At 61.6% G+C, this 21,954-nt stretch carries 26 protein-coding genes; 8 read left to right on the top strand and 18 right to left on the bottom strand.

What is annotated here, in order from left to right; all coding sequences use genetic code 11:
* Nucleotides 1–47 precede the first annotated feature (47 nt).
* Both AC1D3C_RS22845 and AC1D3C_RS22850 read right to left on the bottom strand, forming a co-directional pair.
* A complete protein-coding gene (locus tag AC1D3C_RS22845; protein WP_477484455.1) occupies nt 48–416 on the bottom strand; it encodes a hypothetical protein in 369 nt (122 codons plus the stop codon).
* Nucleotides 417–542: 126 nt separating this feature from the next.
* Nucleotides 543–1,331: an SDR family oxidoreductase gene (locus AC1D3C_RS22850; RefSeq protein ID WP_477484456.1), complete on the bottom strand. Its 789-nt coding sequence runs from the start codon at nt 1,329–1,331 to the stop codon at nt 543–545.
* A gap of 258 nt (nt 1,332–1,589) precedes the next feature.
* Here AC1D3C_RS22850 and AC1D3C_RS22855 point away from each other — a divergent pair, with 258 nt between their 5' ends.
* On the top strand, nt 1,590–3,251 hold the full coding sequence (locus AC1D3C_RS22855) for an electron transfer flavoprotein-ubiquinone oxidoreductase (RefSeq protein ID WP_477484457.1): 1,662 nt from the start codon (nt 1,590–1,592) through the stop codon (nt 3,249–3,251).
* Nucleotides 3,252–3,297: 46 nt separating this feature from the next.
* Here the strand turns inward: AC1D3C_RS22855 and AC1D3C_RS22860 are convergent, their stop codons facing one another.
* Entirely contained in the window at nt 3,298–3,519 is a 222-nt protein-coding gene (locus tag AC1D3C_RS22860) for a type II toxin-antitoxin system VapB family antitoxin (protein WP_247137906.1), read from the bottom strand.
* 187 nt (nt 3,520–3,706) lie between these two features.
* On the opposite strand from AC1D3C_RS22860, the gene AC1D3C_RS22865 reads away from it, so the two are divergent.
* A complete protein-coding gene (locus AC1D3C_RS22865; protein WP_038541380.1) occupies nt 3,707–4,318 on the top strand; it encodes a L,D-transpeptidase in 612 nt (203 codons plus the stop codon).
* 76 nt (nt 4,319–4,394) lie between these two features.
* Here the strand turns inward: AC1D3C_RS22865 and AC1D3C_RS22870 are convergent, their stop codons facing one another.
* The gene (locus AC1D3C_RS22870; protein WP_477484458.1) at nt 4,395–5,411 is read right to left on the bottom strand and encodes a zinc-binding alcohol dehydrogenase family protein; all 1,017 of its coding nucleotides are present in this window, start codon (nt 5,409–5,411) and stop codon (nt 4,395–4,397) included.
* 123 nt (nt 5,412–5,534) lie between these two features.
* Between AC1D3C_RS22870 and AC1D3C_RS22875 the strand changes: the two genes are divergently transcribed.
* Nucleotides 5,535–5,930, top strand: a complete 396-nt coding sequence (locus AC1D3C_RS22875; RefSeq protein ID WP_477484459.1) for a winged helix-turn-helix transcriptional regulator — start codon at nt 5,535–5,537, stop codon at nt 5,928–5,930.
* A 194-nt stretch (nt 5,931–6,124) separates the two neighbouring features.
* On the opposite strand, the gene AC1D3C_RS22880 is transcribed toward AC1D3C_RS22875, so the two are convergent.
* The gene (locus AC1D3C_RS22880; RefSeq protein WP_477484460.1) at nt 6,125–7,366 is read right to left on the bottom strand and encodes an MFS transporter; all 1,242 of its coding nucleotides are present in this window, start codon (nt 7,364–7,366) and stop codon (nt 6,125–6,127) included.
* A gap of 271 nt (nt 7,367–7,637) precedes the next feature.
* Here AC1D3C_RS22880 and AC1D3C_RS22885 point away from each other — a divergent pair, with 271 nt between their 5' ends.
* Complete coding sequence (locus tag AC1D3C_RS22885) at nt 7,638–8,576, top strand: diacylglycerol/lipid kinase family protein (protein WP_477484461.1); 939 nt, start codon at nt 7,638–7,640, stop codon at nt 8,574–8,576.
* Nucleotides 8,577–8,615: 39 nt separating this feature from the next.
* Here the strand turns inward: AC1D3C_RS22885 and AC1D3C_RS22890 are convergent, their stop codons facing one another.
* Nucleotides 8,616–9,359 (bottom strand): GGDEF domain-containing protein, encoded by a 744-nt coding sequence (locus AC1D3C_RS22890; protein ID WP_477484462.1) that lies wholly within the window; start codon nt 9,357–9,359, stop codon nt 8,616–8,618.
* 373 nt (nt 9,360–9,732) lie between these two features.
* Here AC1D3C_RS22890 and AC1D3C_RS22895 point away from each other — a divergent pair, with 373 nt between their 5' ends.
* Both AC1D3C_RS22895 and AC1D3C_RS22900 read left to right on the top strand, forming a co-directional pair.
* Nucleotides 9,733–10,083 carry a hypothetical protein gene (locus AC1D3C_RS22895; protein ID WP_477484463.1) on the top strand — a complete coding sequence of 117 codons (351 nt, stop codon included), beginning with the start codon at nt 9,733–9,735 and terminating at the stop codon, nt 10,081–10,083.
* The gene (locus AC1D3C_RS22900) at nt 10,049–10,447 is read left to right on the top strand and encodes a hypothetical protein (protein ID WP_477484464.1); all 399 of its coding nucleotides are present in this window, start codon (nt 10,049–10,051) and stop codon (nt 10,445–10,447) included. Before AC1D3C_RS22895 ends, AC1D3C_RS22900 begins: the two co-directional genes overlap by 35 nt.
* Before the next feature lie 9 nt (nt 10,448–10,456).
* Here AC1D3C_RS22900 and AC1D3C_RS22905 read toward each other — a convergent pair whose 3' ends face one another.
* Nucleotides 10,457–11,791, bottom strand: a complete 1,335-nt coding sequence (locus AC1D3C_RS22905) for a glutamine synthetase family protein (RefSeq protein ID WP_477484465.1) — start codon at nt 11,789–11,791, stop codon at nt 10,457–10,459.
* A gap of 84 nt (nt 11,792–11,875) precedes the next feature.
* Between AC1D3C_RS22905 and AC1D3C_RS22910 the strand changes: the two genes are divergently transcribed.
* Nucleotides 11,876–13,243: an aspartate aminotransferase family protein gene (locus AC1D3C_RS22910; RefSeq protein ID WP_477484466.1), complete on the top strand. Its 1,368-nt coding sequence runs from the start codon at nt 11,876–11,878 to the stop codon at nt 13,241–13,243.
* A gap of 133 nt (nt 13,244–13,376) precedes the next feature.
* On the opposite strand, the gene AC1D3C_RS22915 is transcribed toward AC1D3C_RS22910, so the two are convergent.
* The gene (locus tag AC1D3C_RS22915) at nt 13,377–14,876 is read right to left on the bottom strand and encodes a glycosyltransferase family 39 protein (RefSeq protein ID WP_477484467.1); all 1,500 of its coding nucleotides are present in this window, start codon (nt 14,874–14,876) and stop codon (nt 13,377–13,379) included.
* Entirely contained in the window at nt 14,860–15,879 is a 1,020-nt protein-coding gene (locus tag AC1D3C_RS22920; RefSeq protein WP_038541401.1) for a glycosyltransferase family 2 protein, read from the bottom strand. Before AC1D3C_RS22920 ends, AC1D3C_RS22915 begins: the two co-directional genes overlap by 17 nt.
* 83 nt (nt 15,880–15,962) lie before the next feature.
* Between AC1D3C_RS22920 and AC1D3C_RS22925 the strand changes: the two genes are divergently transcribed.
* A complete protein-coding gene (locus tag AC1D3C_RS22925) occupies nt 15,963–16,928 on the top strand; it encodes a lysylphosphatidylglycerol synthase transmembrane domain-containing protein (protein WP_477484468.1) in 966 nt (321 codons plus the stop codon).
* Here AC1D3C_RS22925 and AC1D3C_RS22930 read toward each other — a convergent pair.
* From AC1D3C_RS22930 to AC1D3C_RS22970, 9 genes are all read right to left on the bottom strand, one after another.
* Nucleotides 16,925–17,353, bottom strand: a complete 429-nt coding sequence (locus AC1D3C_RS22930) for a type II toxin-antitoxin system VapC family toxin (RefSeq protein WP_477484469.1) — start codon at nt 17,351–17,353, stop codon at nt 16,925–16,927. The genes AC1D3C_RS22925 and AC1D3C_RS22930 overlap by 4 nt on opposite strands.
* Nucleotides 17,350–17,628, bottom strand: coding sequence for a type II toxin-antitoxin system VapB family antitoxin (locus AC1D3C_RS22935; protein ID WP_477484470.1), 279 nt, complete (start codon nt 17,626–17,628; stop codon nt 17,350–17,352). The genes AC1D3C_RS22930 and AC1D3C_RS22935 overlap by 4 nt, the downstream gene beginning before the upstream one ends.
* Before the next feature lie 48 nt (nt 17,629–17,676).
* Nucleotides 17,677–19,179 carry an AMP nucleosidase gene (gene amn, locus AC1D3C_RS22940; protein ID WP_477484471.1) on the bottom strand — a complete coding sequence of 501 codons (1,503 nt, stop codon included), beginning with the start codon at nt 19,177–19,179 and terminating at the stop codon, nt 17,677–17,679.
* Between the two features lie 71 nt (nt 19,180–19,250).
* Nucleotides 19,251–19,421, bottom strand: coding sequence for a hypothetical protein (locus AC1D3C_RS22945; protein ID WP_157885092.1), 171 nt, complete (start codon nt 19,419–19,421; stop codon nt 19,251–19,253).
* Between the two features lie 324 nt (nt 19,422–19,745).
* The gene (locus AC1D3C_RS22950) at nt 19,746–20,042 is read right to left on the bottom strand and encodes a hypothetical protein (RefSeq protein ID WP_247036788.1); all 297 of its coding nucleotides are present in this window, start codon (nt 20,040–20,042) and stop codon (nt 19,746–19,748) included.
* A 453-nt stretch (nt 20,043–20,495) separates the two neighbouring features.
* Entirely contained in the window at nt 20,496–20,756 is a 261-nt protein-coding gene (locus AC1D3C_RS22955; protein ID WP_477484472.1) for a hypothetical protein, read from the bottom strand.
* 85 nt (nt 20,757–20,841) lie between these two features.
* Nucleotides 20,842–21,135 (bottom strand): hypothetical protein, encoded by a 294-nt coding sequence (locus tag AC1D3C_RS22960; protein WP_477484473.1) that lies wholly within the window; start codon nt 21,133–21,135, stop codon nt 20,842–20,844.
* 85 nt (nt 21,136–21,220) lie between these two features.
* A complete protein-coding gene (locus AC1D3C_RS22965; protein ID WP_477484474.1) occupies nt 21,221–21,487 on the bottom strand; it encodes a hypothetical protein in 267 nt (88 codons plus the stop codon).
* An 86-nt stretch (nt 21,488–21,573) separates the two neighbouring features.
* Entirely contained in the window at nt 21,574–21,789 is a 216-nt protein-coding gene (locus tag AC1D3C_RS22970) for a hypothetical protein (protein ID WP_477484475.1), read from the bottom strand.
* Between the last annotated feature and the right edge of the window lie 165 nt (nt 21,790–21,954).

Consider the following 21,954-nt stretch of genomic DNA (forward strand, 5'->3'; position numbering starts at 1 on the left):
CGCGAGACGAATTTGCGTGATGTCACATCGTCCTGAACCGTGTCCGGTCAGACGTCTTCGTAATAAGTGGCGATCAGCGAGCGTGGCGCTGGTTCCTCGCCGTCGGCCAGGAAGAAACTGCCGGCGATGCGGCTCGATGGAGACAGGCTGTCGAGCAGGTTGCGGACCACAACATCGTCCACGGCCTCAAGGCTTCGCGCATGCATCATGCCGGGGCGGCCGGAGATCGCCGAAGTCTCGGCTGCGTGCCGGGTTGCTGCTTCCCAGGTGCCTGCATAGGTCGCGACCTGTCCGGCCGCAAGCGTCGCTGAGATCGACGCAGCCGAGGAGGCTGCCGAAGGCGCCGCGACGTGAGGCACGGCGGAGGGGATACTGGGCGATGCAGCTTCGGTCGCCCCCGAAACACTTTCGATCATGCCGGCGATCCTTTAATTTTGGGGGCCGGCTTGCCTCTTAGCTGAGGCGAATTGAGATACCGCCAACAGCGGCAGCTCAATTCGATTTAATGTTTAACGACCTCAGTTTAACGGTCGCTCGGAAGATCAGATCGAACGCGACGCGCCGCCGTCGACCCGGAGCATCGTGCCGGTGACATAGCTTGCCGGGACCGAGCAGAGGAACGCACCGGCGGCTGCAAATTCCTCGACCCTGCCGAGCCGGCCGGCGGGAATGGTCTTCAGCGAGGCGGAGCGGATTTCCTCCACAGATTTGCCGGTGCGCTTGGCATTGGCGCCGTCAAGCTCGTCGATACGGTCGGTATGGATGCGGCCGGGAAGCAGCATGTTGCAGGTAATGCCGAACCCCGCCACTTCGGTGGCGATCGTCTTGTTCCAGCCGACCAGCGCTGAGCGCAGCGTGTTGGACAGAGCAAGGTTGGCGATCGGCTCGTAGACACCCGACGAGGCACAGGTGAGAATGCGCCCCCAGCCCTGTTCCTTCATCTGCGGCAGGAAGGCATTGGTGAGCGTGATGACGCGCAGAACCATGGACTGGAAGAAGATGTCGAGCTTGTCGGCAGTCATTTCTTCCGCGGTACCCGGCGTCGGGCCGCCGGTATTGTTGACCAGGATGTCGATGCCGCCGAGCTTCTCCTTGACCGCGGCCTTCATCGCCTCGACGAAATTGTCTTCGGCGAGATCGCCCCAGACCCAGTCGGCCTTGCCCTTGCCTTCGGCATTGATCGCCTTGCAATTGTCCGCCAGCCGGTCGCCGGAGCGGCCGACGAGGAGAACATGTGCGCCTTCGCTCGCAAGCGCCTTGGCGATGCCGAGACCGAGCCCGCGCGACGAGGCGAGCACGAGGGCGCGTTTGCCGTTAAGACCGAGATCCATGATTCTGTTCCTTCCCCAATTCCTGTAATCGGTTGTCGGGCCTTTATAGCAGCGACAGAAGGCTGCGAAAGGTCGATCTTGCTTTCTGCGGTTCGGTGTCTAAAATTGACGTGAACGTAAACGTAATATGAAAAAACCGAAACACCATTTGCGCGAATGACAAGGCGGAGGACGTTTTCCCGCCTCGACAAGCCGGGGCGGTTTTGTCAAACAGGTTGCCTGAATAAAGCCGGAAGGGGCCGGCGAGCGGAGTTGGATATGAACGAGCAAGAACTGCCAGAACGCGAGAGCATGGAATTCGACGTGGTGATCGTCGGCGCGGGTCCTGCGGGGCTTTCAGCCGCGATCCGCCTGAAGCAGGTCAATCCGGACCTGACCGTCGTGGTGCTCGAAAAGGGTTCGGAAGTCGGCGCCCATATCCTGTCCGGCGCGGTTGTCGATCCGGTCGGCATCGACGCGCTGCTGCCCGGCTGGCGCGACGAGGACGGTCATCCGTTCAAGACCCCGGTCACCGCCGACCATTTCCTGTTCTTAGGCCCCGCCGGCTCGATCCGCCTGCCGAATTTCATGATGCCGCCGCTGATGAACAATCACGGCAACTACATAGTCTCGCTCGGCAACGTCTGTCGCTGGCTCGCCGAAAAGGCGGAAGCGCTCGGCGTCGAGATCTATCCGGGCTTTGCCGCGACCGAAGTGCTCTATGACGAAAACGGCGCGGTCAAGGGTGTGGCGACTGGCGACATGGGCGTCGAGCGCAATGGCGAGCCCGGCCCGGCCTTTACCCGGGGCATGGAACTGATCGGCAAATACACGCTGATCGGCGAAGGCGTGCGCGGATCGCTCGCCAAGCAGTTGATCCTGCGGTTCGACCTGCAGAAGGATCGCGAGCCCCAGAAATACGGCATCGGCCTCAAGGAACTCTGGCAGGTGAAGCCGGAAAACCATCGTCCGGGCCTGGTACAGCATTCCTTCGGCTGGCCGCTCGGCATGAAGACCGGCGGCGGTTCGTTCCTCTATCACCTGGAGGACAACCTCGTCGCCGTCGGCTTCGTGGTGCACCTGAACTACAAGAACCCGTATCTCTACCCGTTCGAGGAATTCCAGCGCTTCAAGACGCATGACGCGATCCGCGGAACCTTCGAGGGCGCCAAGCGCCTCTCCTACGGTGCCCGCGCCATCACCGAGGGCGGATACCAGTCGGTGCCGAAACTGACCTTCCCGGGCGGGGCTCTGATCGGCTGTTCCGCCGGCCTCGTCAACGTGCCGCGCATCAAGGGCAGCCACAACGCCGTCCTGTCCGGCATTCTCGCCGCCGACAACATCGCCAGGGCAATCGAAGCCGGCCGTGCCAATGACGAGGTCGTCGAGATCGAAAACGAATGGCGCTCGACGCCGATCGGCACGGACCTGAAACGGGTGCGCAACGTCAAGCCGCTCTGGTCGAAACTCGGCACCGGCCTCGGCATCGCGCTCGGCGGCCTCGACATGTGGACCAACCAGTTGTTCGGCCTGTCGATCTTCGGCACGCTGAAACACGGCAAGACCGACGCAGCCTCGCTGGAACCGGCAGCCTGGCATAAAAAGATCGTCTATCCGAAGCCGGACGGCGTGCTTACCTTCGACCGGCTGTCCTCGGTGTTCCTGTCGAACACCAACCACGAGGAAGACCAGCCGGTCCATCTACAGGTCAAGGACATGGACCTGCAGAAGCGCTCGGAGCTAGACGTCTATGGCGGTCCCTCGACGCGCTACTGTCCGGCCGGCGTCTACGAGTGGGTGGAGAAGGACGGGCAGGAGGTGTACGTGATCAACGCCCAGAACTGCGTCCACTGCAAGACCTGCGACATCAAGGACCCCAACCAGAACATCAACTGGGTCCCCCCGCAGGGCGGCGAGGGGCCGGTCTATCCGAATATGTGAGGCTCGTACCTGTAGCGGAGTTCGCCAGAGCGAGGCCCCAAGCGGATCACTCCGGATTACCCTCCCAAGTGCCATTCGGGTTCCAGCGTCGGCGTGGCGGAGCCTCCAGATCCGGCGCGCTGCCTCCAAGCATGATCAACCTCTGCGCTGCCTCGTGCTGGACGAGAAGCGTGAGGGCTTTTGTGATCACGTTTGAGGTGTTTTCGATTCCGCTGAATTCCTTGGCGTCTGCAAGTAATTTATCATCGACGGTTATGGTCGTGCGCATATCATAGCCTCCCGATCGCCCACATCAGATGATGCATTTTCCGTTGCACACATGGCAATGTGGCCTCTCTACATCAGCACCCTTCTGACGCGTTCGTGATGACTGCAATAACCGCCCGTTTAGCACTTCATTAACCATAATATTCTTAAATTCAGCGTCATCTTCTCGACGCATCAAGGACACATTCATGACGATTTCCCGTCGCGGCTTTCTTGCGGGCCTGCCGCTTCTGCTTGCCGGTTGCGCTTCCACCATCAATGATCAGACGAATTACGCAGCGCTGCCCAACGAACAGTTCCCGCTGAAGACCGTACCGGTCGAGAACATCAAGCCGGAGCTGCGCCGCACGGAAGTCGCCTATGTCACCCCGCATGCAGCCGGCACCGTGGTCGTCGATACGCCGGCCCGCCGCGCCTATTATATCCTCGGCAATGGCCGCGCGATCCGGTATGGCGTCGGAGTCGGCCGTGCCGGACTGGCGCTTGCCGGCAATGCCTATGTCGGCCGCAAGGCCGAATGGCCGACCTGGACGCCCACCGAAAACATGCAGCGCCGCGAGGAGCGATACAGGAAACTCGCGGGCGGCATGCCTGGCGGCCCGAACAATCCGCTCGGCGCCCGCGCCATGTATCTCTATCGCGGCGGCAACGACACGCATTTCCGCATCCACGGCACCAACCAGCCGCAATCGATCGGGCTTGCCATGTCGAGCGGCTGCATCCGCATGATGAACCATGACGTCGTCGATCTCTACAGCCGCGTCAATGTCGGCGCCAAGGTCGTTGTCATCCAGGCCTGATCCACCGCCAGGCCGCTAAGAAAGCCCGCCGTTTCAGCCACGGCGGGCTTTCTTTGTTTCTTGTCACAGGACCTCGTCAGAAGCCCGAAAGCACCAGCTTGCCCTTGGTGCGGTTGCTTTCGACCATCGCATGCGCCTTCTTCAGGTTTGCGGCGTTGATCGGCCCTAGCGTTTCAGCAAGCGTCGTCCGGATCTTTTTGGCATCGACCAGTTCCGCGACGTGGTTCAAAAGCTTGTGCTGCTCGATCATGTCCGCGGTCTGGAAGACGGCACGCGCGAACATCATCTCCCAATGCATCGACAGCGCCTTGCTCTTGAAGGCGCGCAGGTCCATCGGCTCCTTCGGATCGTCGATCAGCGCCAGCCGGCCCTGCGGTGCGATCAGCTCCAGGATGTCCTGGAGATGGTTTTCCGTATGGGTCGTGGAGAAGACGAAGGCGGGTGCGCCGATCGCCATCTGGGCAAGTTGCGGCGCCATCGGCTTCGAATGGTCGAGCACGTGGTGGGCGCCGAGTTCCTTGATCCAAGCTTGCGTTTCCGGCCGCGAACCGGTGCCGATCACTGTCACGTCTGACAGTTCGCGCAGGAGCTGGATGGTGATCGAGCCGACCCCGCCGGCGCCGCCGATGACCAGCACCGCGTTCCAGGCGCCGGTTACCTTGTCCTGCACCTTCATGCGGTGGAACAGCGTCTCGTAGGCGGTGATCGCCGTCAGTGGCAGGGCGGCTGCTTCCTCGAAGCTCAGGGTCTTCGGCTTGAAGCCGACGATGCGCTCGTCGACCAGATGGAATTCCGCATTGGTGCCCGGCCGGTTGATCACGCCGGCATAATAGACCTCGTCGCCCGGCTTGAAGAGTTTGACGCCCGGGCCGACCGCCTTCACCACGCCGGCAGCGTCATAACCGAGGATCCGGTGCTGGCCGGGTTCGACCGCGGCCGAGCGGCGCACCTTGGTATCGACCGGATTGACCGAGACCGCCCTGATCTCGACGAGCAGGTCGCGACCCGTCGCCTCCGGCATGGGCAGCTCGATGTCGATCAGCGAGGTTTCGGCAGTAATGGGCTGGGGCGTGTTGAAGCCGACGGCGCGCATGGAACGTCTCCTTGGTTTATGTCCTGTTGTCCGGAGACTAGATGGCGCCTATGTTCAAGGAGCGCAAGAATGCACATTTTTGGTCTATAGTACCGAAAAGTATACCGTGAAAGGACGCTGACCATGTCGAAACCCCGTGCCAAGCTGACCGACAATTTCCCAGGCTGCCCGGTGGAGTCGACCCTGAGTTTCCTCGATGGGAAATGGAAAGGCGTCATCCTTTATCACTTGTTGGAAGACGGCACGCTGCGCTTCAACGAACTGCGCCGCCGCATTCCGGCGGTCACCCAGCGCATGCTGACCAAGCAGCTACGGGAACTGGAAGAGGCAGGCTTGCTGTCCCGCACCGTATTCCCGGTCGTGCCGCCGCGCGTCGATTATGCGCTGACGCCGATCGGCCGCAGCCTGGAACCGGTCATCGCCGCGCTTCGCCTGTGGGGCAAGGAACACGTCATCTGCGAGAATGGCCAGAAATACATGGTGATGCCGGAGGAAGAGGCAGCGTCGAAAGCGGCTTAGTCATTGAAGCGCTGCGTGCTCATACGGAATCTAACTGAGACGGCAGCGCGAGCCACCCCCTCATCCGACCCTTCGGGCCACCTTCTCCCCGCTGGGGAGAAGAGGGAATGTGCCGCGACCTATCGATCATCCTCTCCCCTCGGGGAGAGGTCCGCCGAGCGACAGCGGAGGCGGGGTGAGGGGGAGACTTGCTCTCAGGCCGCCGCGGTCTTCCGGTCGAACGCCGCAGATACCGCAAACACCCCAAAGCCGAGCAGCGACAGCACTGCCCCCACATAACCGGTCGCGGCAAAACCCCAGCCCCAGGCGATCACCAGCCCGCCGAGCCAGGCGCCGAGTGCATTGGCGATGTTGAAGGCTGAATGGTTGGAGGCGGCGGCCAGCGTCTGCGCGTCGGCGGCGACATCCATCAGCCGCGTCTGCAGGGCAGGGCCAGCAGCGAACCCGCAGCCGATCAGGAAGACGCAGAGGCAGAGCACGGCCGGATATTGCGCCCACAGGCCGAAGGCGCCCATGACGACGATGTTGAACAGCATCACGCCGCCGATCGTGCCCTTGAGCGACAGGTCGGCCAGCCGCGAGCCGACGATATTGCCGACATTCATGCCGATGCCGAACAGCGTCAGCACGATCGCCACCATGCTGACCGACATTCCGGCCGTCACCGTCGTGGTCGAGGCGATGTAGCTGAACACCGAGAACATGCCGCCGAAACCGACCGCGGCAATGCCGAGCGTCAGCCATACCTGCGCGCGGCCGAAGGCACTCAGCTCGCGCCAGATGCTGGCGCCCTCATGCACCTTGTCGCGCGGCTGGAAATACCAGAGCAGTGCCACCGTCACGACGCCGATGCCGCCGACCAGGAAGAAGGCGGCGCGCCAGTTGAGCATCTGTCCCATGAAGGTGGCGATCGGCGTGCCGACCAGGGTGGCGACAGTGAGGCCGAGCATTACCCGGCCGACGGCGCGGGCGCGTTTGTTGGGCGGCACCATCGAGGCAGCCACAAGAGCCGCGACGCCGAAATAGGCTCCATGCGGCAGGCCGGTGACGAAGCGCAGCGCAGTAAAGCTCCAGAAGTCCGGGGCCATGGCACTCAAGATGTTGCCGAGCGCGAACACCGTCATCAGGATCAGCAGCAGCGACCGCCGCGTCATCCGGGCGGCCGCAACCGCGATGATCGGCGCGCCGATGACGACGCCGAGCGCATAGGCGCTGATCACGTAGCCCGCCATCGGAATGCTGACCTGATAGGTGGAGGCGACATCCGGCAGCAGGCCCATGATGGCGAATTCGCCGGTGCCGATGCCGAAGCCTCCGACCGCCAATGCGATCTCAATCAGGATGACGGCGAGCCGCGAAAGAGCGGGTGCACTATCAAAGTCTTGGGCTTCCGAACGGTCGCGAGCGGAATCGAAACGGGCGGCAGTATCGGTCATGGCATTGTATCTGCTGGAAAAAGACGCGGGTAGGATGTGGGAGACATCCACCCGCTCTGGAGGTGAGCGGGTCATCGAAATGACCGGTCTTTAGGCTAACATGGCATTGTGCGTTGCGGTAGTATCCGCCATTTATTCAGGCGCGCCTTCACGGGATTGTGAGTTTTTTCCTGAAGCGGCGGCGCTCTTGTTGATAAAGCTCCGGGTCGCAACCATTTCTCTGATGGGCCGTTGTCCCGCGCCAAATCCGCTCCTCTGCAAGCGAGAGCAAATGAACCTCTTTGCCGTCTTCAACCGCGATGGCGGTACCTTCCGAACCACCGACATGGACGCCTATTGTGCTCGAGCAGCCGAGACGTTCAAGGCGGCCGGTCACGAGATCGAATGCCATGTAGTGTCCGGCAAGGACGTGGTCTCGACCATGGAAAAGGCGGCCTCGACGCCAGGCGTCGAAGGGCTGATCGCCGGCGGCGGCGACGGCACGATCTCGGCCGCCGCCGGCATCGCCTGGAAAAGCGGCATCGCGCTCGGCGTCGTGCCGGCAGGCACCATGAACCTGTTCGCCCGCTCGCTGAAACTGCCGCTCGATATCTGGCAGGTGCTGGATGCTTTGGCGCAGGCGCGGCCGGAAAACATCGATATCGCCAGCGCCAACGGCAAGAGTTTCGTGCATCAGTTTTCTGCCGGCATGCATGCGCGCATGGTGCGCTACCGCAACTCGATGACCTTCGCCTCACGGCTTGGCAAGATACGCGCGAGCACGAGGGCGGCGATCGGCGTCATGTTCAATCCGCCGGAATTCGAGGTGGAGTACAATGCGGGCGGCAAGGTCGGGCGCCGCAAGGTCTCGGCGATTTCCGTTTCCAACAACGAGTTCGGCCGCGACCCGCTGATGTTTGCCGACAGCCTGACCGGCGGCCATCTCGGCTTCTATGTTGCCGATCCGCTGACGCCGGCGGGCGTGGTGCGGCTGACTTTCGACATCCTGCGCGGCCGGCTGAAGGAAAACGCCGCCGTCACCGCGATGACGGTGACCGAACTGGAACTGCATTTCCCCCGCGAGCGCCACGATATCCGCTGCGTCATCGACGGCGAACTGCTCCCCATGGACCGCGACGTGCTGTTGAAGATCCATGCGGGTGAGCTGACCGTGCTGGTCAACCAGCCGCAGGAACGCGTGACGCAGGAACGGGACGGCAGCGGCATCTGAGCGGGTTGGCGGCGATATCCGAGCAGTTCGGCCGCCTCTTCAGATGGATGAAACGACCCGATTTCGCCCGAGCGATTTTGCCTCGTATAGATTTACATCGGCGGCTCTGAGACTTTCAGAAGGGTCAAAGCCCGAAGCGCACTGGATAGCTCCGATGCTGGCCGACACCGGGACGCTCGATCGTGAGGCGGAGCGCATGTCCATGCCTTCGATGAGTCCGCGGATATCCTCGCACCACCTCAACATCTCGTCGACGCTCAGGCCGCCTTGAAAGAGAGCGAATTCTTCGCCTCCGAGGCGGCCCGCTATGTTGAATTGCCCGTCATACGTGGCGAGTATCTGCCCGGTGCGGCGAAGGACCTCGTCACCGGCTGCATGGCCGTGGCGATCGTTGATCGATTTGAAGTGGTCGAGATCCAGAAAAATAAGGGCTCCGGTTACACCCTCCCGGCTGAGGGTCTGCAGTTCTTCCATAAAGGCGCTGCGGTTCAACAGCCCGGTCAATCCGTCGTGGCGGGACTGCCGGTGAAGCTCCTCGTAGGCGGCTGCCAGTTTGGCGAGTGCGTCAGAGGCCCTGGCTTCCGCACGCCGGATTCGTTCCGACTGGCTGTAAAGCACGGCCGAGGCGGGGATAGAGATGGCAAGCGGGCAAACGATCGTCATCACCAGGCCGGCACCGGCCACTTCCCCGCCCAACATCGGAACGAAGGTAAACGATATAGCCAGAGAAGCGAGCAGGGACAGGAGGCCAGTGAGGAGTGACTTGGCGATAACAATACGCATCGGATGTGCCGCAAGACTTCAAATATCGAGCTTCCTTAGCCGCCATGAATTTAAGATAGGTTGAAACATTCGCTTAAACATCGATCGTGTGCAGCCGATGGATCGTCCCTGTTTGCGGTGGGGCGATGCTGCCGGTCCGTGCGGGCGAGCCGACGGTGCTAATCAACCGGACGCAGGACCGGGACGGCAGGCGGGATTTGAGCGAGTTCGCAGCCTGCGATACAACCTCTTGCATCCGTCTGTTCATACCTCGTTAACTGGGGAACACTAGATTTTCAACCATTGATAGAATCATTGGTTGGTCTGGCCATGAGGCGCCCGACAGATTGCGGCAATGCCCATCAAGGGTGGTGCGTCGCGGGCGAGGGCCGGCATGACTTCCATCTCCGTTGTTCAACCTGCGGCTTTGCTGATCCTTCAGCAGACGAATGCGCAGCCTGCCCAAAATAGTGAAGACAAGGACAATAAAGCTGATCTCGTTCAGGTGGCGAACGGCATTACCGGCGAACCGGCCGAAGAGACGCTGAAGGCCACCTTTGCGGTCAGCGTCGCTTTTATGGAGTTGGACGCCAAGGGCGAGTTGGCGGCCGAGGCTATGGAGTTTATCGACTCGGACCAGTTCAAGGATCACCGATCCCACCGTCAAGCAGACGTTGAAGCAGGTGATCTCCGAGAAGGGATGGGAATTTATGCAGCTGGTGAAGCAGCAGCAGGAGGCCCATGACGGTGCTATTTCGCGCGAAAACCTCTTCGCAATCGTGCTTCCCCAGATGATCGTCAAGAACCGCGAGCGTTTCACCGAAGACGAGATTKAGCTTTCGGTGAAGTTCGAGGACAAGAGCGGCATCATCGTCTTCATTCCCGACAGCGAAGGGAACAGCACCTATAGCGACCTCATGAAAGCGATGAAGGAAGAAGAGATCAACGCTGCCAAGACCGGCGATGAGACGGCCTTGCGTGAACTCGGCATGGAACTCGGTTCATATATCGCCGCCTGGAGCGATGCATTCGACTTCAAACCGGGCGATGTATTCATGTTCGTGGATGTGAAGGATATTCTCTACGCGGCATGGATGAAAGATGAATAGGCCTGGATCCTAGATCCGCGGCAGATAGGTCTGGTAGTCGAAATCCGAAACCGTGCGCAGGTAGGTGGCCGCCTCCTTGCGCTTCGTGTCGCCAAAGAGCTTCTGATAGCGCGCGCCAAAAACGTCGGCGATGAAGGGGGAAGCGAAAAACTCCTCAACCGCAGTCAGGAAGTCGTGCGTCAGTTTTCTGGTGCCGACCGGAGGTTCCTTGCCGGGTTCGGTAGCGGGACCCGGATCGAGTGTCTCGTCCAACCCTAACAGCATGCCGCCGAGGATGGCGGTCAGCAGTAGGTAGGGATTGACGTCGGCGCCGGCGACGCGGTGTTCGATGCGGGCGGCAGGCCCCTGGGCGTCCGGAATGCGTACCGCAGTCCCCCGATGACCGTAGCCCCAGTCGATGTCGACCGGCGCGAAGGATCCCGGCTGGAAGCGGCGGTAGGAATTGGCGAATGGTGCGAAGATCAGCTGTGCATCGCGCATTGTGTCTAGCATGCCGGCGCAGACGGATTTGAGCCGCACCGGGTCGCCGCCCTTCGCATCCAGCACATTGTTTCCGTCTCGGTCGATGATGCTCGCATGCACGTGCAGGCCGGAGCCCGCATGCTCCGCATAGGGCTTTGCCATGCAGGTGGATTTGAGGCCGTGCTTCTTTGCCGCCTGTTCGGCGATGCGCTTGAGATAGATGCAGTCATCGGCCGCCGCCAGCGCGTCGGCGCGGTGCAGGAGGTTGATCTCGAACTGGCCCGGGCCGAATTCCGCGGTCGTCGCGTCCGCCGGCAGTCCTTGAGCCTTGGCCCAGGTCCGCACCGTCTGCAGGTAGTTGTCGAGCGCATCGACCGCGCTCATGTCATAGAGCTGGAAGCCGTTCGGTTCACCGCGATAGGTCAGCTGTGCCGGCGGGCGTGGCCTGCCGGTCTCGCGCCAGTCGTCCTGCACCACGTAGAATTCGAGCTCGGTCGCCACGACCGGCGTCAGGCCACGCTCCTCGAAGCGCTTGAGGAGGGCCGCGAGAATGGCGCGCGGATCCATGAAGGAAGGCGTGCCGTCGAATTCGTGCATGGTCGAAAGCACCTGCTTCGACCCTTCCGGCGCCCACGGCATTGGCGCAAGGCTACGCTTGTCGGGAATGCACACCCCGTCCGGGTCGCCGACCGACAGCGACAGGCCGGTAATGTCGTCATTGTCGTCGCCCCAGATATCCAGCGACTGGGTGGAGGAAGGCAGGCGCACCGTACCGTCCCAGACCTTCTTTTCCGCCTCGAGCGGAATCTGCTTGCCGCGCAGGTCGCCGTTCATGCCGACGAGCAGGATTTCGATGCGAGGCGGTGCAGAATCGGAAGCCATGAGGAATGTCTTTTGACGGGTGTTGCGGAACTCTGTTCGTAACCGATAAGAATTAACGGCACAATCTAAGGCAGAGAGACAGCCATGACCGATATGCCGCCGCTTTCCAATCTCGCCGCCATCGACGCCGCCCATCACCTGCACCCGTTCTCGGACATGAAGCAGCTGAACGCCAAGGGCGCGCGAGTCATCCAGCGTGCGGAAGGCGTCCATATCTACGATTCGACGGGCAAGAAATATCTCGACGCCTTTGCCGGCCTCTGGTGCGTCAATGTCGGTTACGGCCGCAAGTCGATCGCCGATGCCGCCTACAGGCAGATGCAGGAACTGCCCTATTACAACACCTTCTTCGGCACCACGACGGAGCCGGCCGCATTGCTCGCCCAGAAGATTGCCTCGCACACGGCCGAAAACCTGAAGCGCGTCTTCTTCACCAATTCCGGCTCGGAGGCGACCGACACCTGGTTCCGCATGGCGCGGGTCTACTGGAAGGCTTTGGGTAAGCCGGAAAAGACCTTGGTCATCGCCCGCAAGAACGCGTATCACGGCTCGACGGTCGCCGGCGCCTCGCTCGGTGGCATGAAGCTGATGCACGAACAGGGCAACCTGCCGATCGAAGGCGTCCACCACATCAACCAGCCTTACTGGTACGCCGAGGGCGGCGATCTGACACCTGCCGAATTCGGCCTCAAGGTCGCCCGCGAGCTGGAGGCGAAGATCGACGAACTCGGCGAGGACCGCGTCGCAGCCTTCGTTGCCGAGCCGATCCAGGGGGCAGGGGGCGTTATAATCCCGCCGGACACCTATTGGCCGGAGATCGCCCGCATCTGCAAGGCACGCAACATCCTGCTCGTTTCCGACGAGGTGATCTGCGGCTTCGGCCGACTGGGTACGTGGTTCGGCCACCAGCATTACGGCTTCGAGCCGGATCTGGCCCCGATTGCCAAGGGTCTCTCCTCCGGTTACCTGCCGATCGGCGGCGTGCTGGTCAGCGACCGCGTCGCCGACGTGATGGTCAAGGAGCTGGGCGATTTCTACCACGGTTTCACCTATTCCGGTCACCCGGTCTGCGCTGCCGCGGCGCTGGAAAACATCCGCATCATCGAAGAGGAGGGGCTGGTCGAGCGCGTCCGCGACGATATCGGCCCCTATTTTGCCGCCGCCTGGAAAAGCCTGGAGGATCACGCGGTGGTCGGCCAGGCCGAAAGCGTCGGCCTGATCGGCGGTCTGCAGCTTGCAGCCGACAAGGACACCCGTCGGCGTTATGCAAAGCCCGACGATATCGGCTCGCTGGTACGCAATCACTGCGTCGAGAACGGCCTCATCCTGCGCGCCACCGGCGACCGCATGCTTGCTTCGCCGGCGCTGACCATCAGCCGTTCGGAAGTGGATGAGGTAATCGAGAAGCTGCGGGCGGCGCTCGATCATCTGAAAGATAGCGTTAGGGAGTGAGCCGGTGCGGCACCCTTAACCCTCCCCCTTGTGGGGAGGGTGGCCGGCAGGCGGGAGGGGTTTTGATGCGGAGCGAAGACCCCTCCCCAGCCCCTCCCCACAAGGGGGAGGGGCTCCTCGCCCACCTACGCGGTTATTTTACGGGCTCCACCCAGGCATATCCAAACGTGACGCTGTTCCGCCCACCCGAGAAGAGATAAGGCAGGGCTTTGGTCGCCGGCGCCAAGCCTTCCGCTGCGACTCCGTTCGCCTGCAGATATGGCTTGAGAGAGTCGAGCGTATCACCGCTTTCCTGCCAGAGGATCAGCCCCGGCTGGCGTCTCTCCGCCTCGCCGAGCGGCGGCGTCTGGCCGAAACTCGGTAGCAGCACGCGGGCCTGCGGCAGTTCCAGCCGGGCGCTTCCGGCAAGATAGGGATCGGCAGTGATCACATAGGCGGGCTTTGCGCCGTCATGCTCCGCCACGACCTGTTCGATGAACCGCCCGGACGGCAGGTTTTCCTTGGTATAGTTGCCGAACCTCGGGCCGATGACATTGCCGAGCGCGATATAAACGACGAAGCCGAGCGCCAGCGCCGCCACCGGAAACAGCAGCCGCGGAATGCTGCAGCTCGTCTCCGCATTGGCGGCCTCCAGCTTCAGGCAGAGGTAAAGCGGCAGCAGAACCAGGAAGGGCGACAGCCATTTTTCGCTGATGCTGGTGGCCCCGAAACCGAGCCCGATCAGCCCGACGGCGATCAGGCAGAGAACGACCGTCCGACCGATCACCCGCGTCCACTGGTTCGTCGCCGGCCAGGCATCGATCAGCGGCCGCCGGAAGGCGATCAGGAAAAAGGCGAGCACCGGCAGTCCGCCGGTCAGTATTGCAACGAAAAGCGTGCCGATGCCGGACAGCCGGTCGAGGATGGGGTTGCCCGATGCATCTTCCCGCATCGCCTTGATCGTTCCTGCCGTCGCTTCGCTCAAGTTTCCGAGCACCCAAAGGCCGTGCGGCAGGCAGATCACTACGACGAGGGCAAGCGCCGGGATCGGCCGCCAGTCGAGGATGCGCTTGCGCAGGTCCGGTTCCGGCAGGATCGCGAGGATTGCCGCAACCGGCACGATGACGAAATTATACTTGGCGATCAGCCCGAACCCGACCGCGATTCCGGTCAACAGATAGCTCGACAGGCTCGGCCGCGTCAGTGTCTTGAGAAAACCGTAGAAGAACAGCGCGACGGCAAACAGCGTGGCGATCGCATGCGTCAGGTCCCGCTGCGCCATGACGCTGACCGCCGGCATGGCGATCACGCCGATCATGGCGATGGCGACGAGCCGCGGGTCCTTCAGCAACACCCGCGCCGCCAGCCCATAGACCGCGCAGGTGAGGAATAGCAGCAGGTTCTTGACCAGCGCGATCGCCAGGATCGACGGGCCGATCAGGTGGACGACCCCGTATTGCAGCCAGTTGTAGAACGGCGGCTGACGGCCGTAGCCCATCAGCAGGAACTGCGACTGGTAGAGCTGTTCTGCCTCGTCGCTTTCGAGCGCCTCCGAGCGCAGCACCCGAAGGATGACCGCGAGCACATAGTAGGCAGCGATCAGCCAGAGGATGAGGCCGGGACGGCGGGCAAGCGCGTCACTGATGCGCCGCATCGCCCTCATAGACTTCCCTGACGATGTAGCTGAGCGAGTTGTCATCGCGGTAATAGGTGCGGGCAATCATTTCCGCGATAATGCCGGTGGTGATCATCTGTACCGCCGAGAGGAACAGCATGACACCGATGAGGAACAGCGGTCGCGTGCCAATGTCGTTGCCCATGACGAACTTGTCGATGAACAGGTAGAAGAGGATGATCGCAGACAGCGCCCCGAGCCCAAGGCCGAGCGAGCCGAAGAAATGTCCCGGCCGCGCCTTGAAACGCATGAAGAACATCACCGACAGAAGGTCGAGGATAACCCGGAAGGTGCGGGAAATGCCGTATTTGGAAACGCCGTGCTGGCGGGCATGGTGGGTCACCGGCATCTCGCCGATCCGCGAGCTCGGCACCACGCCTGCGACCCAGGCCGGAATGAAGCGGTGCATTTCGCCCATCAGCTTGACCTGCTTGATCACCGATCCGCGATAGATCTTCAGGGAACAGCCGTAATCATGCAGCCGCACGCCAGTGATCCGCCCGATCAGCCGGTTGGCGATGAAGGAGGGCACCTTGCGCAACAGCAGCCCGTCCTGGCGGTTCTTGCGCCAGCCGACGAGAAGGTCGAGTTCGCGCCGTTCCAGCTCGGCCACCATGCCGGGAATGTCCTTCGGGTCGTTCTGCAGGTCGCCGTCGAGCGTGGCGATCAGCCGTCCTTCGGCCTGGTTGATGCCGGCCTGCATGGCAGCCGTCTGGCCGAAATTGCGCTGCAGCGCGACGATCTTCAGGTCGAGGCCGGGGCGGTTCAGCGCTTCGCGGGCATTGGCGATCGTCGCATCGGTGCTGCCGTCATCGACGAGAATAAGTTCCCATGTCGCAGCATAATTCGCCATCGCCGCGCAGATCCTCTCGATCAGCGGACGCACGCTTTCTTCTTCGTTGAAGAGGGGCACGACGAGGGACAGTTCGATCGGCTCGGCCGTCTCGATGCGGTCCGTCACCGACTCTGCTGTTGTACGCACCTTGCGTTTCTCCTAAACCACGGGCTGGAAAGGCCGCTCAGATAGTGGCCGAAACCGAAATTTCACATGGGGCATCCTACTATATGAAGAATTCTCCGGTTGCCAGTCGCCGGGCGTGGATAATTCGCCACGCGATGACGCTCGGAACGGTGGCGATCATCCTCGTCTACGCCGCTTTCATCCAGTGGGTCTGGGGCTGGCAGAGCGTCGTGTCGCTGTGGAGCAGCGCCGGCTGGGGCTCGGCGGCAATAGCGCTCGTGCTGCTGCTCGGCACCTATGTCCTGCGCACCTGGCGCATCTACGACTATTTCCCGGCCCAAACCGGCGGCCATTTCGGCACGCTGCTGAGGCTCGTCCAGGTCCATAACCTCCTCAACATCATGCTGCCCTTCCGCACCGGCGAGGCGAGCTTTCCGCTGCTGATGAAGCGCGAATTCGGGCTCGGCGTCGCGCGTGGAACCGCGGCGCTGTTCGTCATGCGCCTCTTCGACCTGCATGCGCTGCTCGCCGCTGCCGGCACGGGGCTGGCGCTGCAGACCGGAAAGCTCTGGGCCTGGGCGCTTTGGCTCGCCTTCCTCATCCTGCCGGCCATCGCCTTCGCGCTGCGCAAACACGCCTTCCGTCTTGCGGGTAAGGTTCTGCCGGACAAGGCGAAAAAACTGCTCGACGAAGTCGAAGCCGGCCTGCCGCTCGATGCCAATGCCTTTGCCCGGGCCTGGGGCGCGACGCTGATCAACTGGTTCACCAAGATCGCCGTGCTTGCCTGGGTCCTCGGCCTTTTGGGTGACCTCTCGATCGCCGCAAGCTTCGGCGGCGCCCTCGGCGGCGAGCTCTCTTCGGTGCTTCCGGTCCACGCCCCCGCCGGCGTCGGCACCTATCCCGCCGGCATCACCGCCGGCGCCATCGCCTTCGGTGCCGGCACGGCCGGGCTGCCCTTGGCGGAACTCGGCCAGGCGGCGGTCAACACCCATCTTCTGGTGATCATTTCGTCGCTGGTGGGGACCGCGCTGTCCTTGCTGGTGGCGCGGCCGACGCGTGATCGCAGTTAAGCCAATTCGCTCAGCGATATCGCCGCGTCCCGAAATCTCTTGTCGGCGCTTTGCCGCAGCTTCCGAACGAGGCTTTCATCTGCAGTGACGAAGCGAACATTTTCCTTCAGCGCAATGGCCAGATAGATGCAGTCATAAACCGGATGATCGAGTTCGATCGCGAGTTCGAGGCTGGCGTTCAAGAGCGGTAGCATTTCTCGCAATTGCAAGTCCGAGCCCTCGATCAGCCGGGCGCCGAAATGTGCCTCTACGGCGGAAAGCTCTTTCCGCCGTACTTTCTTCCAGAGGATGTTGGCGCATTCGACAAGGATCAGATCCGGGGCAATCAGTGCATTGCCGTCGAGTAGGGACAGCGCCTCGGAAGTCCCTGTCTCCTGGATGACCCATTTGATGACGACGCTTGCGTCGACGACGAAGGTCGTCACCGTTCTTGGCGTCCTTCGCGCATCAGCATTTCGGAAGGCGTGTGGTCGCGATTGGCGGTCAGGGCTCGAAATTCGGATGCCAGGGTCTCGAAGGTCGGCCGGCTGTGATGAGGGCCATCCCAGCCCATGCCTTCAAGCTCGCTGAAAGCGCGGCGCCGGCGTTCGTTCGTGACCAGATGTTGAAGGATCTCCTCCACGGTTGCCGTGGTCGGCAACCCGGCGATTTCTTTCGCCTCGTTCAAGAGGTCGTCGTCGATATTTAAGGACATGCGCATCGCGAACCCTCCTGAGAGTCCTGAATATAGTCCTAAATCAGGACGCTGTCACTGAAACGCCGTCTCGTAAAAGCTTCTCAGCTTGCGCGAATGCAGCGTCTCGGTCGGCATTGCCGCAAGCTTTTGAACGGCGCGGATGCCGATCTGCAGGTGCTGGCTGACTTGGGTGCGGTAGAAGGCGGTTGCCATGCCGGGCAGTTTCAGTTCGCCGTGCAGCGGCCGGTCGGATACGCAGAGCAGCGTCCCATAGGGCACGCGGAAGCGGAAACCGTTGGCGGCGATCGTCGCTGATTCCATGTCCAGCGCGATGGCGCGCGACTGGGAGAGCCGCTTCACCGGCCCGCGCTGGTCGCGCAGTTCCCAGTTGCGGTTGTCGATCGTCGCGACCGTACCGGTGCGCATGATCCGCTTGAGCTCGAAACCCTGGTAGCCGGTGACTTCTTCAACCGCGCTCTCCAGCGCCTGCTGCACCTCGGCAAGCGCCGGGATCGGGATCCACACCGGCAGGTCGTCGTCGAGCACGTGGTCTTCGCGCACATAGGCATGCGCCAGCACATAGTCACCCAAGCGCTGGCTGTTGCGCAGGCCGGCGCAGTGGCCGACCATCAGCCAGGCATGCGGACGCAGCACGGCGATATGGTCGGTGATCGTCTTGGCGTTCGACGGCCCGACGCCGATATTGACGAGCGTGATGCCCGCATGGCCCTTCTTCTTCAGGTGATAGGCAGGCATCTGGGGCAGGCGGACGACCGCATCGGTTTCCGGTTTGTCGCTGCCGGCAAGCGTGACGATATTTCCGGGCTCCACGAAGGCCGTGTAGCCATCGCCGCCCTTTGCCATCATCTCCCGGGCCCAGGCCGCGAATTCGTCGATGTAGAACTGGTAGTTGGTGAACAGCACGAAGTTCTGGAAATGATCGGCGCTGGTCGCCGTATAGTGGCTAAGCCGCGCCAGCGAATAGTCGATACGCTGGGCGGTGAACGGCGCAAGCGGCGCCGGCTCGCCGGGCACCTGGTCGTATTCGCCATTGGCGATCAGGTCGTCGGTATTGTTGAGATCCGGCGTGTCGAAGAGATCGCGCAGCGAGATGTCGGCGAGCGAACTGGTCGCCGAGGCTTCCACATGCGCGCCTTCGCCGAAAGCGAAATGCAGCGGGATCGGCGTGGTCGATTCGGAAATCGTCACCGGAACGCTGTGGTTGCGCATCAGCAGGCCGAGCTGTTCCTTGAGGTAGTGCCGGAACAGTTTTGGCCGGGTGATGGTCGTCGTATAGACGCCGGGGGACGACACATGGCCATAGGAGAGCCGCGAATCCGCATGTCCGAACGAGGTCGTCTCGATGCTGACCTGCGGGTAGCAGGCGCGGTAGCGGCCGGTCACGGCGGCGCCGTCGGCAAGCGCTCCGAACGCCTCGATCAGGAACCGCGTGTTGCGCTCGTAGAGCTCGGTCAGGGCATCGACCGCCTCGACCGGATTGTCGAAGGCGCGCGGCTCGACCGGGCTCGGGCTGATGAAGGAAAGCGGGGATAGGGAAAAGATTCGTGTGTTCATGCGCTATTATAGTGGGAACTCAATAACAATCAAACGACGTCAGAAGGCTCGTGCGGATTGATTCATGAGTTTTAAAGCGCCGCGACGCAGTTTGGCGTCGCGGGATGGTAACAGGGCACGGTCGTGCCGAGGTGCACGCGCAGATCGTTGCGCGCCGGAGCTGCGACAAGCGCGGCAAAGGCAAATGCGAAAATGGTCATGATCAGCGTTACGATTGTCAGACGACGTGCGAGGGCGGTCATGGTTCTCTCCCCAAAGCCAATGGCGGCAGAATAAAGGCGCGGGGCTGAATGCGTGCTGAGAGAGGGCTTCATCCTGGGTTCAGAATGGTTAACGCCGGCCGAACAGAACGGACGCTTGAAGAGCCGCACATGACTGCGTCCCTGCCGAAACATGGTCCGGCGCAGGCACGAGGTGATCGGAGGTCGCCATGCATCTTCGAAGCCATGCCGATCGCGAAAAAGCCGACCCCTGGGGGCCGGCTTTAAAATTGGTTCTATCGGTGGAGAGGTCATTCCGTGCGCTGGTTGCGACCTGCGCGAGATGCGGTATCTTGAAGCAACTGCTTAGTTATGCGGACGCAACGTTCCGTCATAGTAGTCGCCTTCGTCCTGTCCACCATCCAAGTCGGCATTGCCGCTGGTGTTGTTGTTGTACATGTAGCCGGTGCCCGGATAGATGCTGCCGGTCGACATGGTATCGACGCCCTGGCCACGATCCCGGCCGCGGTCCTGCTGGATGGTCGGCGGCGATTGTGGCAGGCCGTTCGGGTCAGGATAGACGGCATCCTGTGCCATGGCGGCACCAGTATAACCTGCCGTAATGATAAGAGCGGCGATACCGGAAGTCAGATAGGTTTTCATTGTCCTGTCCTTTCCATCTGTTCTTATGGTGCGAAGCGATAGTCGCATCGCTCCGCCGAAGATAGAAATCCCTGGAAGGACGGATCGTTCCAATGGAAATGGAGCGGACTTGCCACTAACGGTTTTTTCTCTGAGCGGCGAAAAAGCCTGGAATACCGCGAAAAACGGGCGGTCCGCTGCCAAATGCAGGAATCTCACGAAGAAGAGCATCAACGTGATTGATTCGTGGAAAAGCTTCACTTAATCTTGAATACGGTGGCGGGTTTCAGAGTCCTGCCATCCACGCACCGGAAAGACGATTGCGACCCGTCTTTCCAATCGGTGTCTTGAATGAACTGCGAATACCAGCCGCGCAAGCGGCTGGTATTTCATTTTTTCCGTATATTTTCTGTCTGTCCGATCCCGCACTGGCCGAGGCTCCGTGCGGCTATCGATCGCGAGCGAACTTAAGAATTAGTTCGGGCGATTTGCGCCGCTGTAGTAGTCGCCGCTGTCCAGATCGGAGATACGGTTATCCCGTCCGCCGCCATTGTTGAACGGAAGCTTGCCGTCCTGGCGATCGATGCTGCCGGTGTTGGTGCGATCGATGGAGGTGGAAACGAAAGGCGCAGTCTTCTGAACGCCCTGGTAATAGTCGCCTTCAGCAAGTGCTGCACCGGCGAACGAAACCGAAGCGATCAGGGCTGCGGCGAGTGCGGAAGTTATCTTGGTCATTGTCTTATGCCTTTCAGAGTTGCCCGCGGCAGTGAGTTTGCGACCCGGCCTGCGGACATATGTTCAGTATCTTGAATAACGGCGGTTAGTTCGGACGAACTGCGCCTTCGTAGTAGTCGCCACGGTTCAGGATCACCGTGCCGTCGAAGCCCTTGCCGGACTGATCGGAGCCAGCGGCGTGCGAGACCGAGCCCGTGTAGCCGTAGCTGACCCGCGGATGCTGGGCCTTGGGAGCAGCCTGATGGCTGGAGGCAACCGGCTGGCTGGGAGCCGGTTCGACGGCGCCTTCGTAATAGGTGCCGCCGCTGGCAAGGGCGGCCGTGGCGAAGGAAGCGGTAGCGATCAGCGTAGCAGCGATCGTCGAAGTGATCTTAGACATGATCCTATTCCTTTTCAGAGTGATCCGCGGCTTCAAAGTTTGCGACCTGGCCTGCGGATGTGTTGTTTCGGTTGATTGAGGGCGGTTAGTTCGGACGAACTGCGCCTTCATAATAATCGCCGTGGTTCAGGATGACCGTGCCGTCGAAGGACTGGTTCGACTGGGCCGAAGCCTTGGCGCGACCGATAGAACCGGTGTAGCCGAAGTTGTCGACGCGAGCGCCCTGAACGGCCTGAGCCTGTTCTGTGGGCTGTGCGCCTTCGTAATAGTCGCCTTCATCGGCAAGAGCGGCGGTGGCGAAGGAAGCCGAAGCGATCAGGGCTGCGGCAATTGCGGAAGTGATCTTGGTCATGATGGTAGTCCTTTCAGAGTGTTCCGAGGCTCATGAGTTTGCGACCTGGCCTGCGGAAATTGTTTCTGTGTCTTGAACGTCTGCGGTTAGTTCGGGCGGTTTGCGCCGTCGAAATAGTCGCCGCTGTTGACGTCTGCCTTCTGGGCTTCGGCCTTCTGACCGATRCTGCCGGTCTGGACCTGGTCGGTCGTGGCGGAARCCTTGGARGCGCCTTCGTAATAATCGCCTTCAGCGAGGGCGACGGAGGCGAAGGAAGCCGAAGCGAYRAGGGCTGCGGCGATWGCGGAAGTGATCTTGGTCATKRTGWTAGTCCCTTCAGAGTGTTCCGCGGCTCATGAGTTTGCGACCTGGCCTGCGGATTGTTGTTTCKGTGTYTTGAACGTCTGCGGTTAGTTCGGGCGGTTTGCGCCGTCGAAATAGTCGCCGCTGTTGACGTCTGCCTTCTGGGCTTCGGCCTTCTGACCGAT

The sequence above is a fragment of the Neorhizobium sp. P1_A6 genome (assembly GCF_056406795.1).